This window comes from Paracholeplasma manati, from assembly GCF_025742995.1.
Lineage (GTDB): Bacteria > Bacillota_I > Bacilli_A > Acholeplasmatales > UBA5453 > Paracholeplasma > Paracholeplasma manati.
Map to the genome: position 1 here is coordinate 91812 of NZ_JAOVQM010000001.1, position 16196 is coordinate 108007.

Consider the following 16196-nt stretch of genomic DNA (forward strand, 5'->3'; position numbering starts at 1 on the left):
ACATAATCTCCTTAGCCGATGGTTTCTTTATGAACCATATTACAATGAGGACAAATGACTTTACCCGCCGGGTTAATCTTGGTGATGTTTCTAAAATACATCAAAGATTCTACTTGGCGTTCATAATACCATTCATCCTGATCAACGGTCATGTTACCAAATAATGGGTTTTTACGACGGTGTGGTGAATCTGTATAAAAGAAGGATTGTTTGGTGGTAGGACAGGTATCTGTTTTGATTTGTGTCATACAATCACCACATTGGTAGTAATCATGACGCTTATTCTTTTCGAGTTTTCCCCCACAAAATGGACAGGTGGTGCGCTCTGTATCCGCGTGAATCATACCTCTTAAAATGATTTGTTGAAGTCGTCTAAATGAGTCAATATCGGTCATACTGATATATACATCTTCACGCTTTAAATAGTCTTCATCGAATGGGTCTACAACAATCACTTCGTGCAGTCTTCTTCTCATCTTTTGGGTGCGAATGAATTCTTCATCGGTTTGACTGTCGACAATCATGACACGATACGCTTGATCTTTTTTAAAATACAATAAAACCGATTCATTGTTGTTGTTTTGAATATTGAGTTTCCAATCTTTAAATGTAAAGTTCACGTTTAATTCATTCAGCTTCATTTTGGTTTTTGAATCCAGTTCAAAATTAAAATGACCCGCTGCGAAAATGGCTAATAGTTGAACGTATAACATGTAAGTTCTACGTAACCAAACTTCATCGAGTGGTTTGTCCTCTTCTTTTTTTACGATTGGACTATTCAATAAATACTTATAGGTTTTGTAGACTTGACGGTAATCCTTTTGCATGAGGAAGATGTTGGTTTTCTTAATCGATAGATTTGGGTTTCGATGATTGTTCTTTTTATAAACAGGTTTACTTAAGCGCGGTTGAATGACCCTTGTCACAGAACCTAGCTCATTGAGCATCTCTTTAGATAGATTAAAATACTGTGAGAAATCACGGATATAACCCGTATGAAGTTTCCCTAACGCTAGGAAGTATTTAAGGTGATTGGCTTTTTCTAGTAAGTTAAACTCCATGATGTCTGAAGCGTAAATGATCGCGTTTAAGATACGTCTATTACGATTCGAGAATCGGATCACTTCATCGATGTAGTTACAAAACACGATGTTCTCATAAATCGCGTAATCATCTTCATAAATACGGGTCAGTAGCTTTCTCGGTTTAACCCCACTGTTGGTAAGATTAGACACATGTTGGCTGTGGTTTGCTAAATGTAATAAAGTGTTTTGATTGATGATTCGCGCATTTTCAACAGGCAAAACATCATCGGTATCTTTCAATACGATGATGGGTTTGTTGAAGATGCGTTTGGATGCAGGCATCGATTTTTTTATCACTTGAATGGTGTTTTTTAATTGATCAAAATCAAACTCTGGTTCAATTGAAAATAACGTCATATCATGGACGACATAATAATCAAATTCAATGTATGAGAGCTGTGGGTGCTTAACGACGAATTTTTCAATCCCTGCTAACAAGGATTCTATACGTCTATAAGCATCTAATTTTTGCTTATCCATAGGAATTAGTCGTTATCTAAGCGGCGAATGAAGGCTGCGCATTGGTGCAATTTGAGCTTCGTAAATTCGAGTTCGAGTTTTTCTTTGTCGTCCAAAGTCTTCGTTTCGAGTTTCGCAACCACTTTGCTTAATAAAATCTTTTCAACCGCTTCGGATTCGACGTCTTCATCGGCGAAGCAGGCTTTATAAATATTCACGAATTCTTCGATTTGTTTTAAGATACGGTTACCAAAGGAAATGTTGAATGGCGCTAACAATGTTTCCACGCTCTTGATCAGTTCAGAATTCTCAGCGTCAAAATTGCCTTGTTTTTTCGCATCCACAAACAATTGTTGGATGGTTTGATAATCATAGAACTGTTTCGACATTGGCTCTGAATAGTTTCTAACCTTCGGTGCACGTTTGGTGAAGTTCATCGTATGTGCACGGTCATACACTTTATCAGATATCACGAAGGTGGATTCATCGCGGTTCGCGGTACCGATGAACCAAACGTTCTTCGGAACCTTGAGGGTGTTGCCATCATTTAATGCCAAATATTCGTTTTCTTGTTCTGCTTCTTTACGGGTTAAACGGATATTGATGAGTTTGATTTCACGTTGGTTTTCTTCATTTTCCATCAAGGATAAGAAGTCTGAGAAGTAATACTCAATACGGGATAGGTTCATTTCATCTAATAGAATGAAGGTAAATACTTCAGGGTTTAAAGCGGCTTTATAAAGTGCTAAGGTAAACTTCTTAGGGGTATATTTCATCGAGAATTCGTTGTAATAACCGAGGAGTTCGTTTTTGTCTTTCCATGAGGATTCAACTTCGATGATTTCACAATTACCAAACACCGCTTCAGAGAAGATTTTCGGCAAACTGGTCTTACCAGTCCCTGACATCCCTTGAAGGATCGATAGCTTTGAAGCCCCCAATCCCGCAACAAATGTCGCGATATCTTCTGGGGTATAGGATAGATGTAATCTGGAGTTTCTCGCGTAATCGACAACAAAATTAACCAATTGATTGAGACTGGTAAAATTGGTTTTTAAGCCTTTACGTTTTTCTAAGTCTGCATCAAACAATGGTTTCTTCGAATCCAAATCGGTAAATGCTGGACACGGATCAAATGGTTGATAGGCTTCTTCTACTGGTTCATCATTGGATGGTTTGAATTCATCTGTAGGTTGATTAGTATTGAGTGGTAAGGTATCTTCAGCACCTGGGGCTAAACTAACCGACAATGGGGCTTCACGGTCGAACGCTTTACGGAAAAACATCCAAGTGAGGACTGCGATCGAACCAAACAATACGACAATCGCGTTTGTACCGATGTTATACTCATATTCTAATCCTGTAGGTAAACTGATACCGTAGAATTCAAAGATATCAAGCATCACCGCTTGGTTGATTTCTTGAGCGATTTGGAAATAATACCCAGCAATCGAAATGATGAACACAAAGAACACATTGACGATGGCGGAGAGTTTAACAATGGCGTTAAATTGTTTGAAATTAGATAAGTAACTACTGATGGTGATGACCAAAGTCAACCCGATCGATATGAGCATAACAACCAACACATAAGCAACCAAGCGATAACCTGGGTCTAACACTGGGTAATCCAATAAAATCTTTAACCCAGTCAAATTCACGTTGTATTCAAAGTTGCCAAACGTGATTTGCATCACAATGATTGGCATCAATAACAGCGATGCAGTCACTGCAGTGAGTAACAATACATATAATAAAGGTTCAATCTTCGCGTATCGGAACTTCAATACTTTATACGACATCGGATGATCGATGTGGTATTTACCTTTAAGAATCGCAAATCCAAAGATGACAAATACCATCATCGCTACCGGAATGAATGCGAAAGTGATGACTTCATTGCCTTCTAGTGTGTAATAGATATTTAAAGCTAGCCCAGCAATGAAGAAAATAACCGTTGAGATAAAGATAAAGTTGATGAGGTTTTTTGACTTTTGGATGAATCGTTCTTGATCAAAGAAATAGTGTGAGATGATGTCTGAAAAATATAAGAATATCCCTAGTAATAGGGTGAAATTCGCTAAGAAATAGCCGACAATCTCAAGATTGGTATCACCAAAGAACAGTGCTCTAATGATGATTGCGTGATAATCTGGTGACACATCCGTTAAAGTATACAAAGGCACAACAAAGGTTGTCATAAAGACTAGGATCGATAAGACATTGATGACTAAAACCGTTCTTAAAATGGATTTGCCTACCGGTTTAACTTCTACTGTATCCTCTTTAATTGATGTTGATCCAACCAATAATCGTTTTCGATATACCATTAAAATGACCAACCCAATAATAAATACCAAATTTACAATCATTAAAATCAAGGCGATAGGTGCTAACAACCCATTGATGGTTTGAAATACGATGAATGCACTGGAAAAACCGAGTAAAAGGAACAACGCTGGCAACATCCCCCATTGTGTCTTACGAAGGATACCAACGATCGATAATACGATGGATGTTAGGGATGCATAATAGAGAATCACCATAACAAAACCAAAAATGACCAATACCCCGCCATCAGCAATTCTGCTTGCTAATGAAAAGAAATCATCGGTTTCATACGGTGATAAGAGCGGCGTGGATAGTGCCCATAAATTAATGAGTGCAATCACAGACAATAAGGCTGTGATGATGATACCGATAAACCATGGTTTTTTAATCAGTTGTTTCATAGCTATGACACCTCGATTGGAATAAAAGTCTAATACTAACCTTTAATATGGAGAATAGACCGATGAACAGGTCCTACTTTAGTTATCATTGTATCACAGAACCACGAAGTCTTTTCGAAAGAAAAGCATGTCCACGCGTAAAAAATCTGTTACATAGAAGCCTAATACTCAATGATTACAGTGACATGGTCAACTTTTAGACCTTTTTTAAAACCAATAAATCCAATGTAACATTTTTATTCCATCTAATTTTATGCATTTATTTTTATTTAATTAAATTCAAATATTTTCAGTTATTTACATTACTTATCAAATGTGTTAGTATTATTCATGTCGAAAGGAGTAATTAAAAAATGAAATCTATTCGTGTATTTACGTTTTTAATTTTCATGGTATCAATGTTCGTTCTTATGGGTTGTCAAAACCAAAAAAGTGCGACACTCACCCTAAAAAATGAGGGTGAAGTCATGGCGTCATTATCAAAATTAGAAAAGAATGAGGTGGTGTCTTTACCAATCCCAAGTGCAGATAACCAAGTATTTATCGGTTGGTCTGATGGTACCACAACCTATTTTGATACATACACATTCACTGATTCAACTACCCTAACGGCTGTATATAAACCTGTCAACGACATGTTTACCTACACCGTAATCCCAAGTCGTGAATTTTCTGATGCCTTTAGCTACGAGTTGGTTCGAATCGATACGTATAAAGGCGATGTAGACCGTCTCGCTGTCCCAGCCACGATTGATGGGAAACACGTATCTGCTATTGGTTCAAATGCCTTCGCTGGCTCATCAGTCATCGATGTCAGACTACCCGTAGATATTGTAATTGGTGATTTGGCTTTCTCAAATATCTTGTCCTTAAAAAGTGTGACATTTTATGGTGATTATGTCATTCCTTATGAAGTATCTTATAACCAAAGTCAATGGGATGAACTCTTATCTAGTTACACCTCTACTTGTCAATTTAAAGGGGGCGAATTGGTAAATCAACCATACCCTTACGGTGAGCAATGTCCTATCCTAGAAGTATTAAATCAAAGATCTATGGTTATTGGTGGAAATACCGTTACAAGCTATACTGCTTTAATAAACTCAAACATCCTATATAAACCGATTCGTAACACCTTTACAGACAGTGCCTTTAAAGGTTCAATCCATTTAAAAACGCTTGAAATTCCAAAGGGTGAAACCCAGTTTAATCCATATATCGTTTCTGGATTGAATGAACTAGAAAACCTTGTTATTACGGATAATCATGCAAAATACCGTTGGCAGGATGGTGTTTTATTCAATCGTGATCTCAACCAATTGGTTTATTACCCGTCCTACCTACAACAAACCAGTTATACATTGCCTAATGGATTAAATAATATGCCTGTGAATATCGAGAATGATTACTTAGAAACTTTAGTCATCCCTGCTGATTTTACTGGTGATTTGATGTTTGAAGGCCTCCATGGTTTAAAAGAAATATTGGTTGAAACAGGGAATACCAGATATCAAAGCATCGATGGTGTACTTTACACCAACAATAGCTTAATCAAATATCCAGCCAATAAGTCGGGGTCTGAATTCACTGTACCTACATTTGTTAAAAGCATAGACAATCGAGCTTTTTCAAACAACCGAAACCTTGAAACCTTGGTTCTACCTGACACACTAACGCATATTAATCAAGAGGTGTTTTATAAATCAGATAAGCTAACCACTTTGACATTACCTGCTTCAGTTTTAACGATAGGTTATGGTGCGTTACATTTATCGAGCATTCAAACACTCATCATCTATCGTAGTGCAATCACACAAGGCACGATTACTACCATCGCTGGATCATTAGCACAAACTTACCCAACCAACTTTGTTATTTATGTGCCGGATGATTCATTGAGTGCTTATCAAACAGCACCTGGTTATGTGCCTTTAGCAGAGCTTATTTTACCCATTTCATCGAAAAACTAATCAAGAAAAAAGAAGATTTTTTATCCAAATCTTCTTTTTTTTTATTTATCCGTTATAGTCGAACAAGTTGTCTAATTTTGGCAAAATGGCTTCTAAATCAACGTCTTGATCATAATCGATATCTGCGTAACCAAATCCATTATTGTGGTGAACTTCGGTTAAAAATAACTGAGTACCCGACAATTCAAATATGGATTCGTTTTGATATTGTTGTAAATATCGTTTCGTCAATTCTTGGACACGCGGTTCCATCTCATGATGGTCAACACGGATTCTATTTTTAGCATCTACCAATCGTTTATCCCCATATACCATGTCTTTAAACAAGAGATGTTTGTGCGCTAAAATCGATTCGTGGTTGCCTAATTCCTTCATCACTTCAAATAAACAAGAGATGTAGGATACAAACCCAGGAATGAACACACTGGCTTTGGTGGTTACAGCTTTAGAAGATGAAATCACGGCTTCCCCTTGGTATTTATCTTTGAGCCAACTGTTCATGGCTAAAGCAGTATCTTCTAAATGGTCTTTGGCTTTTCCAATGGTACCACTACGGTAGATTTGATCCATCGCACCACTACCGACATAAGAATAAGAAATGGTTTTAAATCCTTTCGAAAGACACCCGGCTTTTTCTAAGGCTTCAACCCATAGTTGCCAGTCCTCGCCACCCATCACATAAACAGTGCCCTGTACTTCTTCAGGTGTCGCTGCTTTGATGTGGATGTCTCTAATCTCCTTACTCGCGATATCCACTGTTTTTCCAACCAAATCCTCACCAATAGGCTTGATGGCGGAATAGATGACTTCGCCCGTGTCAGGGTTTGGTCTAGCCCCTGAGGCTAAAGAGTAAACCAATAGATCGATTTGTCCAAAGGTTTCTTTGATTTTATCGATGGTGATGGCTTTGGTTTGATGACTAAAAGCATTACCGATGATATCATAGTGTTTAGAATCTAGGGATTGTGCTTGTTTTATAAACGCTACATTGTTCCAATACCCAGCTGTACCTGTACGTTGGTCTTTAGGTCTCGATTCATAGGATACATTGATGGTGGAGGCTTGGGCATTTTGTGCAAGTGTGACACGACTCGATAACCCATAACCGGATGAACCACCAATAATTAAAACCCGTTTAGGTCCGCCAAAATTGGGCAATTGTTTGGCTTCTTCAAATAAATCGTTGACGTAATGTTCACAACCCAATGGGTGTGCACTTAAAAAAATGTTGTTTCTCAGTGTTGGTTTAATGATCATAAAAGTTCATCCCCTTTTAGGACTATTTTACAACATCCTATGGATTCATCGTTTGAATTTGCCTGTAAAACAAAGACAATCTGAATGTTCAAAATGAAGAAAAAGACGGATTGCCCGTCTTTATGCTTGTCTCACTTTGATGAAAATGTCGTATAAGAAATACCCAGCTACCAATACACCAAAACCGATGAGGGATGGGACTAGACTTTCGACTAAAGTTGAAACAATGAGTAACAACATCCCGAGGATTGCTAAAGCAGGGATGACTGGGTACCCAATCACTTTATAAGGTCGTTCTAATTCAGGTGAACGTTTTCTAAAGATAAAGATGGATATGAAAATCAAGGTGTTAAAAATCAAGCCACCAAACACCACAAAGGTAAGTAAGTCTTGGAAATTGTATACCAACAATACTAAAGCCATCAATCCTGAACCAATAATCGCGATACCAGGGGTTTTATAGCGATCATTGACTTTAGAGAATGCTTTGAAGAATACTTGGTCTTCTGCCATGGCGTAATATACCCTTGGAAATACCATGATTGAACCGTTCAAGGATCCAAATATGGAAATCAAGATAGAAAAAAATACAATCCTCATCCCGGTTTCACCAAAGAGGGTCATCATCGCTGGAATCGGTAAGACTGCTCCACCTTCGGATAACGACATGGTGGTTGCAGTACCGAGAATACGATATAGCGAAAAGATGAATAATAGATAGATGACTGAAACCCCAATGGTTGAAATAGACAAGGCTTTGGGTAAGTCTTTTTTAACATCTTTCATTTCACCAGCCACAGTATTTAAGTTGGTCCAGCCTTCATAAGCCCATAAGGTACCTACTACCCCAAAACCAATCATGGTGAGGAGTTGGAAGAACCCTACCGGTTCAGCGGTTGTGAATGATAAATCCGGAGATGCTGTACCCATAAATAATCCAACCACGATGATCCCAAAGATGGGAATGAGTTTAGCAACCAAGAATATCTTTTGAACCCACGTACCTGCTTTGACACCCATATAATTAACTACAGACAGTAATACAATGACCACCCCTGCTATCCATTTATATAAAACACCCAAAGGTACGATATAACTGAGTACTTCTGAGAATGCTAAAGCGAGTAAAGCGATAGAACCACTGGAAGATAATACAAAATTCATCAACCCACTCAAGAAAGCGACTTTTTTACCATAGGCTTTCTTTAAATACACATAATAGCCGCCAGTCTCTGGAAATAAGGTACCTAACTCAGCGTAAGTAAGCGCAGAAACCAAGGTTAAAATACCACCTAGTAACCAGGCGAGCAGGGATAATCCTAAGGAGAATCCGACCCGTTCTAAGATGGAACTACCAAAAACAAATATACCTGAACCAATCATAATACCTGCTAAAATGGATATTCCACCAAACAGGCCGATTTCTTTCTTTAATGTTGTCATTTTTAAAATTCCTTTCATTCACCCTCAAGATAACATAAAAGGGTGATTAAAACCAAAAGGAATGCTTTGATATTCAAAAGACAACCGATGGGATGTCGGTTGTCTTGAGTCTGTTGAATCTATTCATGAAATCGAGTAAAAAAAGAATACTGAACTTCTGAATATTTAACGAAGATTTGATTAATCAAAAAGTGGTACCGAAAAGAGAAACTAAAATTGATACATATACTTTAGGTCTTTCAGAGCATTGTGAAGTTAATGCTTCTGCTATCCATATGAGAAGTGTAGATGAAATAAGTTAATGTTTCAAACAACCTATTGGTACAATCTTAATGCCATCTTCCCTAGTGTATGCGATTTCACCACCAGTGATAATCACCAACAAATCTGGTTCCTTCAATTTGTGAGCACTTCTTGTTTCGTTTGCTTTTCGAATAAGATCAACGACTTCAAGAAGATGTTTTGCTGCTTCTTCTATTTGCTTTGTCCCCAACTTAAATTCTATCAATGCGAATCTTCCATCATTTAAATGTAGCACAGCATCAACTTCAAGATTCATTCGATCTCTATAATACGATATATTACCTCCAAGAGATGATGCATAAACCTTTAAGTCTCTTATACATAAATTCTCAAACATAAAGCCAAAAGTTTCAAAATCCTGCAACAACATTTGAGGTGAAACACCTAGAGCAGCAGCAGCTATAGATGGGTCAATAAACATCCGTTTATTCGAACTTCTGATGGAGGTTTTTGAGCGAATTGATGGATTCCATGCGGGTATATCTTCAATCACATAAAGTTTGTTCAGTGCATTAATATACTCATAGTATGCAGATTCAGACAGACTGGTGTTTGAATTAACATCGTCGATGATGGTCTTATTCGATGAGATTGTGCCTATGTTTCTTGCATATGACTTAAGTAAATATTGAACTTTCAATGGTTCCCTTTTCTTACCATCAACTGCTGAAATATCTGTTTGAATAATATTATCTAGATAAGACTTAGCTACCAGTAATTTGGCAGTTTCTGTTTTCTTAGTTAAACTAGAAGGCCAACCACCTCTGCAAGTTGCAAAAATCAAGTTTTCAATGGTTAAATTAGATTTTAATCCATCAATATTGTAATTTTTATCGTTAAATAATTGTTTTAATGATATAGATCCATTGGACTCTTTTGACTCGAATAAGCTCATTGGGTACATCATCAAACGAGCGATTCTACCTGTTCCTGTATGCATGATTTTTGACTCATCCACAACTGTTGATCCTGTTAAAATGTATAACCCTTCAATTCTCAAATTATCAACAGATGTTCTAATCGCATCCCATAGCACAGGTGCCATCTGCCACTCATCAATTAATCGTGGTTTGTCACCTTCAAGTAACAAGGATGGTTTTGTCTGTGCAGTTAATAAATAACCCTGGGATTTGTCTGGGTCTTGCAATTTCAAAATACTTTTTGCTTTCATGGATGCGCTTGTTGTTTTACCACACCATTTTGGTCCTGTGATAAGTATGGCACCAAAAGCTTCTAGATAGGACTCAAGTTCACTATCAATATTTCGAATAAGGTATGTTGTATTCATGATATCACTCACTTTCCTACTTTATTTTAGCACGCAGACCGTAAATACGCAAGTGTAAATGGAGACTTTTGCATTATTTTAAAAGAGACTTTTGTTATATTTTAACGGAGTCTTTTGAATGAATATCTAGTGAAGAATATTTTAACAGCAAGTTTACTGTAAATAAAATTAACACCGAGCGGCATGTCACCTTTCTAATATTGATGCTTTTATATCAAAAAAGTTGACACATTGATTGATAATTTCTTATTCTTACTTTGTGGTAATCTATATAAGGCTCAAATCATATTACTTTCAAGCTTAATTTTTATCACTAATGACGATGTATTTTAAAAGATAGAGACGCTTTTCAAAATACACCATAACCCATTTTCTTCTTTGACATGTTCATGATTTTATTCCTTAATGAGGTTAAGCAATTGCACATTTTTATAGATAACTTCTTTTCCTAATTGCTCAGAAACAATGAAACCTTCTTTTTCAAGCAACTTTAAATATTTTGTTGCAGTTGCTCTAGAGATATTCAAGTTTTCTCTGAAGAACTCATTTTTGGTATACATGTAAGAAAACAAATGCTCGACTATCTCATAACGATAAATATCTGGCAATCGTTTTTTCATCATTTCTTTTGTTAACTCTATGGATTGGTTGATTCTTAATATAAGATTGATCGTATTGATGGAAGTTTCAGAAATACCTTTTAAAATGTATAGAACAAAATCCTTAATGTTATCTATATTTTCATTGCATTTTTTCAAAAGAGCATAATATTGGGCTTTATTTTCCATGATGTACTTACTTAAATAGAGTATAGGTTCAGATAGTTTTTCCTTTAACACTAAATACAAGATATTCAAAATTCTACCTGTCCTACCATTACCATCATAAAACGGATGAATACTCTCAAATTGAAAGTGGATGAGAGCCATTTGAATCAGTGGGTCATAATCATTATTCTGATTGATGAATAATTCAAGATTATGCATGAGTTCACGAATCTCAATTTCATTTTGTGGAGGTGTGTGTACGACTTCATTGGTTTTATCGTTAATGATTACTGTTCCAGGCAGTTTTCTTATGCCACCTTTATTCGGCTCAATGACATTTTGAATTTCTACAAGTATATTTGTGCTGATAAACCCTTTTTGTCTCATAACCAATAAACCATGAGCGATAGCATGCTTATAATTGATTACTTCTTTTGGTTTTCCTCCAATAGGTATCTTTGAAACAATCTCTTTAAATATTTCATCATAGGTTGTAATGATATTTTCTATAGCTGATGAGTCTTTCGATTCACTTAAATTGATTAAACTCAAAACAATTCCAGGATTTGGAAGTAGTTTAAGTATGCCTTTTAATTCGCCTATGTGATGATTTGCAGTATTGAGTTCTTTCAATATGTCTACTTCATTCAAATTTATGTTAAAGGGGAGTTTATTCACAATATCACCTCGTGACTAGTAAATCTTAATTTTTATCCTCGTAGTCATCATATCATACAAAACTAGTCGCGTCAAGGTTACGAGGATAGATTTCGTCATGTTTTAGTCACGTTATGAATTGTTATAATGTATATAAAACTTATATTCCATTAACCGGCATTCAGAGATGGTTAAACATTGAATAAAAAGTATTTTATCCTACTTAAGGTGGTGATACTTTTAAGTCAACTATGTAGACACAATCGTTGGAAGTTGTTATTTCCAATGCTAAATTTGACTAAGCATTTATACGGTAGATTCTGTTGATATCCTTGGGCGACATATAAATTCAACTTATCTCTTTTTACCCTAGAAATTCATGGCTTGCAACTCTTATAGTTTATATTAATATGAGTGTGCTTGCATGTTATTAAAAACAAAAGGCCATCGAATATCAATGACCTAAATTTAATTAATGTAAATAATGATGCCGAAAAGGGGATCGAATTTTATACATATATTCATCACTATTTACGGCTTAACAAAGCCACCAAAAATAACTTCTGTAATTACAAAAATCACTAGATATTATCAGGTGATTTAAATTAATTGAATAATTTTTAGTTATTGCGTCCACTTTATGGTAACTAAACCAAATATTTAATTTTAACCTACTATTTCAATTATTGCATAAAATGAAACAAAGCCAAAATAGCATATAGACAAGACATTAAAAAGCAAGGCAAGCAAGGCTATTAACTTATTTTTTTGTTTAAACTGTAAATAGTTTATTTGTAAGTTTCGAAAAATCAAGAATAAGCCTATGACGATGCTTATAAGTCTTGTGGTATTTGTTAGTATTTGCATCATTACTAAATCTGTTTTAAAACTAGAGCCTATAACTAGTAAAGTGAAGATTAAGATAAATATCGAGAAAATAATGCTATCGACACCAGGTTTTTGCGTTAATGGTTCATTTTTAATATCTTGTGATTCAATGACTGTTTTTTTATAATCCCCCAAAGTGAAATAACTGAATATAAGTCGATTGCTGATTAACCAAGAAATACGTTTACTTTGATTTTTTTTGATCTTTTTTATCTCTTCAGCACGTTCCTCACTATTTAGTTCTTGTAACAATTTCCTGTGCTTATATGCCAAAATCGTATTGAATAAAAGTGATAATAGCGAAAAGAGAACATAAATCAAAATTATTGAAGCAACAGCATTGAAAATAATCTCATGAATCATCTTGACACCCCCAAATATATAAACTAATTTAGTTCAGTATAACATATTTATTAACTCGTATTTCATAGTGTAAAAATTTTTGGTGAAAGTGAAAAACGAATTAATACTCATAAAATTGATAGAAAAGCATAAAATTGTTTGTGCTGATTTCGATGAAGTGTTTACAAGAAATTTCAAGTGTCCCGTCAAAACACAAATCACCTCTTTTGACCTTAGATGTTCATGATTTATATTTTTACCTATTGTATCAAATAATCATCACTCTTCTTGACCATAAATATAAAAGACCATTGAACATCAATGATCTATCTCAAAAATGAATTATCTTAATTATGGTGCCGAAAATAGGAATCGAACCTACGACCTGCTGATTACGAGACAGCTGCTCTACCGACTGAGCTATTTCGGCACGCGCCATTATGATAACACAAAAAAAAGAATCAAGCAATTTGATTTGTGCTAAAATAAGGGTAATTGCGTGCGAGGTAACCCTATGATTACGATTAAACCAGTACAGAACAAAAGAGACTTAAAGCGATTCACAGAATTTCCAAATAAACTCTTTAAAAATGAACCCAGTTTCGTACCAGCCTTATCCATCGATGAAATGCATGTCTTCGATAAAAAGAAAAACCCTGCCCACGAATATTGTGATTCACAGTGTTTTTTAGCCTATAAAGACAATCAAATTGTGGGTCGTGTGGCCGGTATCATTAACCATCAATGGAATGAGGCTAAACAAACCAAAATTGGTCGTTTCTCTAGAATTGATATGATTGATGATATTGAAGTGACCAAAGCCTTAATGGCTGCGGTGACTGAGTGGAATAAATCCAAAGGGATGGATACGTTGATTGGACCCATTGGATTTACCGATTTGGACCGTATGGGTATGTTGGTAGATGGTTTTGAGTACTTAAACATGTTCATCACCATATGGAACCCTAAATATTATAGTGAGCACTTAGAACAATTGGGATTTGTGAAAGATGTCGACTGGATAGAAAAACGTATTATGATGACCTCCATTCCGGAAAAGATCAGTAAGGTTGCAGATATCACCCAACGTCGATATGGTTTTAAATTGGTTGTTTGTAAGAAAAAGAAAGAAGTCTTTAAGTACATCTATCCTGCATTTAAAATGTATAACATAGCTTTCAATGAACTTTATGGCTTTCACCCAATTAGTGATAAAGTCATGGATTATTACATCAAGCAAATGATTACCATCGTTAAACTGGATTATCTATGGTTCGTATTGGATAATGAAGATCAGGTGGCTGGATTCGGATTGATGATGCCATCATTAGCGATGGCCAATAAAAAGAGCAACGGTCATTTATTCCCATTTGGTATTTTTAGAATCTTAAAAGCATTAAAGAAACATGATGTTGTAGACTTGTATTTCATCGCCGTAGACCCTAAACATCATGGTAAAGGCTTACCAGCCCTCATGTTAAATGATGGTATTCAAAAAGCCATGAAACGAAACATTCAATTCGCTGAAACTGGACCAGAACTTGAAAATAACATCGCGATACAAGCCCAGTGGAAAGACTTTGATTATATCAATCACAAGCGTAGACGTTGTTATAAAAAAGCCATGTGAACTACCCACCACTTAACTAGAAGTGGGGGCTTCCTATCCATACCGGCGTACCCGCCAGTGACTCAATAGGCTATCCCCGTAGTCCCTACGGTTCTTAATGTGTCTTATTACTGAAAAGCTAATTTGTACTGTCTTAATCCCTCTTTATTGATATTGATCGCTGCGTTGTGATCTCTATCTAAGTGTAGTTCACACTGCTTACACTCAAATACTCGATTATTGAGTTTGAGTTCACTATGAATCTCACCACAGGTACTACAGGTCTTTGAGGATGGATACCACTGATCCATCACCATTAAGGTCTTACCTTGTATTTCTAACTTATACTTTAAGAATGAAACAAATCTAGTCCATCCAAACCTCGAAATCTGTTTGGCGTAATAAGGATTCGTTTGAGACATCTCTATGAGATTTAATCTTTCTACACTCACCAAATCGTAACGCTTGGTTATCGCGTTAGATAATTTTTGTAAAAAGTCATCTCTTTTATGTCTGATTCGTTCATGTAATAAAGCGATCTCTAATACTTTTTTATGATAGTTATTAGAACCTTGGATTCTTCTAGATAGACTTCTTTGAAGAATACTTAGTTTGTTATAGTCTGTTTGAATATCGGTTGGGTAATCTAGTTTGAATCCTTGATGATCCACATAAAAATGATTCATCGAGAAATCTAGACCAATCGATGTTTTGATTTCTTGTCTCTTAATCTCTTTCTGGTATTCATAAAGTATCGAGACATAGTACTTACCTGTACTACTCTTAGAAACAGTTACGTTCTTCAAAGACATATCACTAGGTATGGCTCTGTGTTGTTTGATTTTCACTTCACCGAGTTTAGGTAGTTTGATATAACCCTTTAATAGAACGATGTTATTGTTAACAAGGTTGGTTGTATACCCGTAGTCTTGTTTCTTAGAATGAAATTTAGGAAAGTCTTGTTTATGATTGAAGAATTGTTTAAAAGCTTTTTCTAGATTGAGTTGCGTATTGGCTAGAGATAAAGAGTCGATGTCTTTTAGAAATGGATAAGTATCTTTATACTGTGCAGGACGATTGTATAACATGGTTTTATCAAGTTCATACTGTTTCTGCTTATCTTCTAACATCTTGTTCCAGAGAAAGCGATTATGGCCAAGGGTCATATGAATCAAAGTCTGTTGAGTTTGAGTTGGATAGATTCTAAACTTAAAGGCTTTGTTCATCAGAGATACCCCCATTTCATAGTATTTATGTATAGTGATTATTCAACTATATTATAACGTTATTTATGGGTGTTTGTATATAAAAAGTGAAAACAAATCAATTCATCCCACTACCTAAAGTGGGTGTGGACTTCTTGATTGTGTTGTTAAAGAAAAAGGACACCCTCACG

General features: G+C 35.7%; 10 protein-coding genes and 1 tRNA gene. 2 read left to right on the plus strand and 9 right to left on the minus strand.

Translation table 11 applies throughout. The features are described 5' to 3' along the window. Window positions 1-11 precede the first annotated feature (11 nt). Both N7548_RS00400 and N7548_RS00405 read right to left on the minus strand, forming a co-directional pair. On the minus strand, window positions 12-1565 hold the full coding sequence (locus tag N7548_RS00400; RefSeq protein WP_263607399.1) for a hypothetical protein: 1554 nt from the start codon (window positions 1563-1565) through the stop codon (window positions 12-14). A gap of 5 nt (window positions 1566-1570) precedes the next feature. Then, the gene (locus N7548_RS00405; protein ID WP_263607400.1) at window positions 1571-4276 is read right to left on the minus strand and encodes an McrB family protein; all 2706 of its coding nucleotides are present in this window, start codon (window positions 4274-4276) and stop codon (window positions 1571-1573) included. Window positions 4277-4629: 353 nt separating this feature from the next. On the opposite strand from N7548_RS00405, the gene N7548_RS00410 reads away from it, so the two are divergent. Further along, on the plus strand, window positions 4630-6246 hold the full coding sequence (locus N7548_RS00410) for a leucine-rich repeat protein (protein ID WP_263607401.1): 1617 nt from the start codon (window positions 4630-4632) through the stop codon (window positions 6244-6246). A gap of 45 nt (window positions 6247-6291) precedes the next feature. Here N7548_RS00410 and fabV read toward each other — a convergent pair whose 3' ends face one another. The 6 genes from fabV to N7548_RS00440 form a co-directional block, all read right to left on the minus strand. Next, window positions 6292-7503, minus strand: coding sequence for an enoyl-ACP reductase FabV (gene fabV, locus N7548_RS00415; RefSeq protein WP_263607402.1), 1212 nt, complete (start codon window positions 7501-7503; stop codon window positions 6292-6294). Between the two features lie 120 nt (window positions 7504-7623). Beyond that, window positions 7624-8946, minus strand: coding sequence for an APC family permease (locus N7548_RS00420; protein ID WP_263607403.1), 1323 nt, complete (start codon window positions 8944-8946; stop codon window positions 7624-7626). 298 nt (window positions 8947-9244) lie between these two features. Continuing rightward, window positions 9245-10537 carry an ATP-binding protein gene (locus tag N7548_RS00425; protein ID WP_263607404.1) on the minus strand — a complete coding sequence of 431 codons (1293 nt, stop codon included), beginning with the start codon at window positions 10535-10537 and terminating at the stop codon, window positions 9245-9247. Window positions 10538-10932: 395 nt separating this feature from the next. Further along, the gene (locus N7548_RS00430) at window positions 10933-11982 is read right to left on the minus strand and encodes a Fic family protein (protein ID WP_263607405.1); all 1050 of its coding nucleotides are present in this window, start codon (window positions 11980-11982) and stop codon (window positions 10933-10935) included. Between the two features lie 645 nt (window positions 11983-12627). Beyond that, window positions 12628-13212 (minus strand): hypothetical protein, encoded by a 585-nt coding sequence (locus N7548_RS00435; RefSeq protein ID WP_263607406.1) that lies wholly within the window; start codon window positions 13210-13212, stop codon window positions 12628-12630. A gap of 333 nt (window positions 13213-13545) precedes the next feature. Next, a tRNA-Thr gene (locus tag N7548_RS00440) sits at window positions 13546-13621 on the minus strand. Window positions 13622-13705: 84 nt separating this feature from the next. Here N7548_RS00440 and N7548_RS00445 point away from each other — a divergent pair. Continuing rightward, window positions 13706-14821 carry a GNAT family N-acetyltransferase gene (locus N7548_RS00445; RefSeq protein ID WP_263607407.1) on the plus strand — a complete coding sequence of 372 codons (1116 nt, stop codon included), beginning with the start codon at window positions 13706-13708 and terminating at the stop codon, window positions 14819-14821. 107 nt (window positions 14822-14928) lie between these two features. On the opposite strand, the gene N7548_RS00450 is transcribed toward N7548_RS00445, so the two are convergent. Then, the gene (locus tag N7548_RS00450) at window positions 14929-16026 is read right to left on the minus strand and encodes an RNA-guided endonuclease InsQ/TnpB family protein (protein ID WP_263607408.1); all 1098 of its coding nucleotides are present in this window, start codon (window positions 16024-16026) and stop codon (window positions 14929-14931) included. Window positions 16027-16196: the final 170 nt, after the last annotated feature.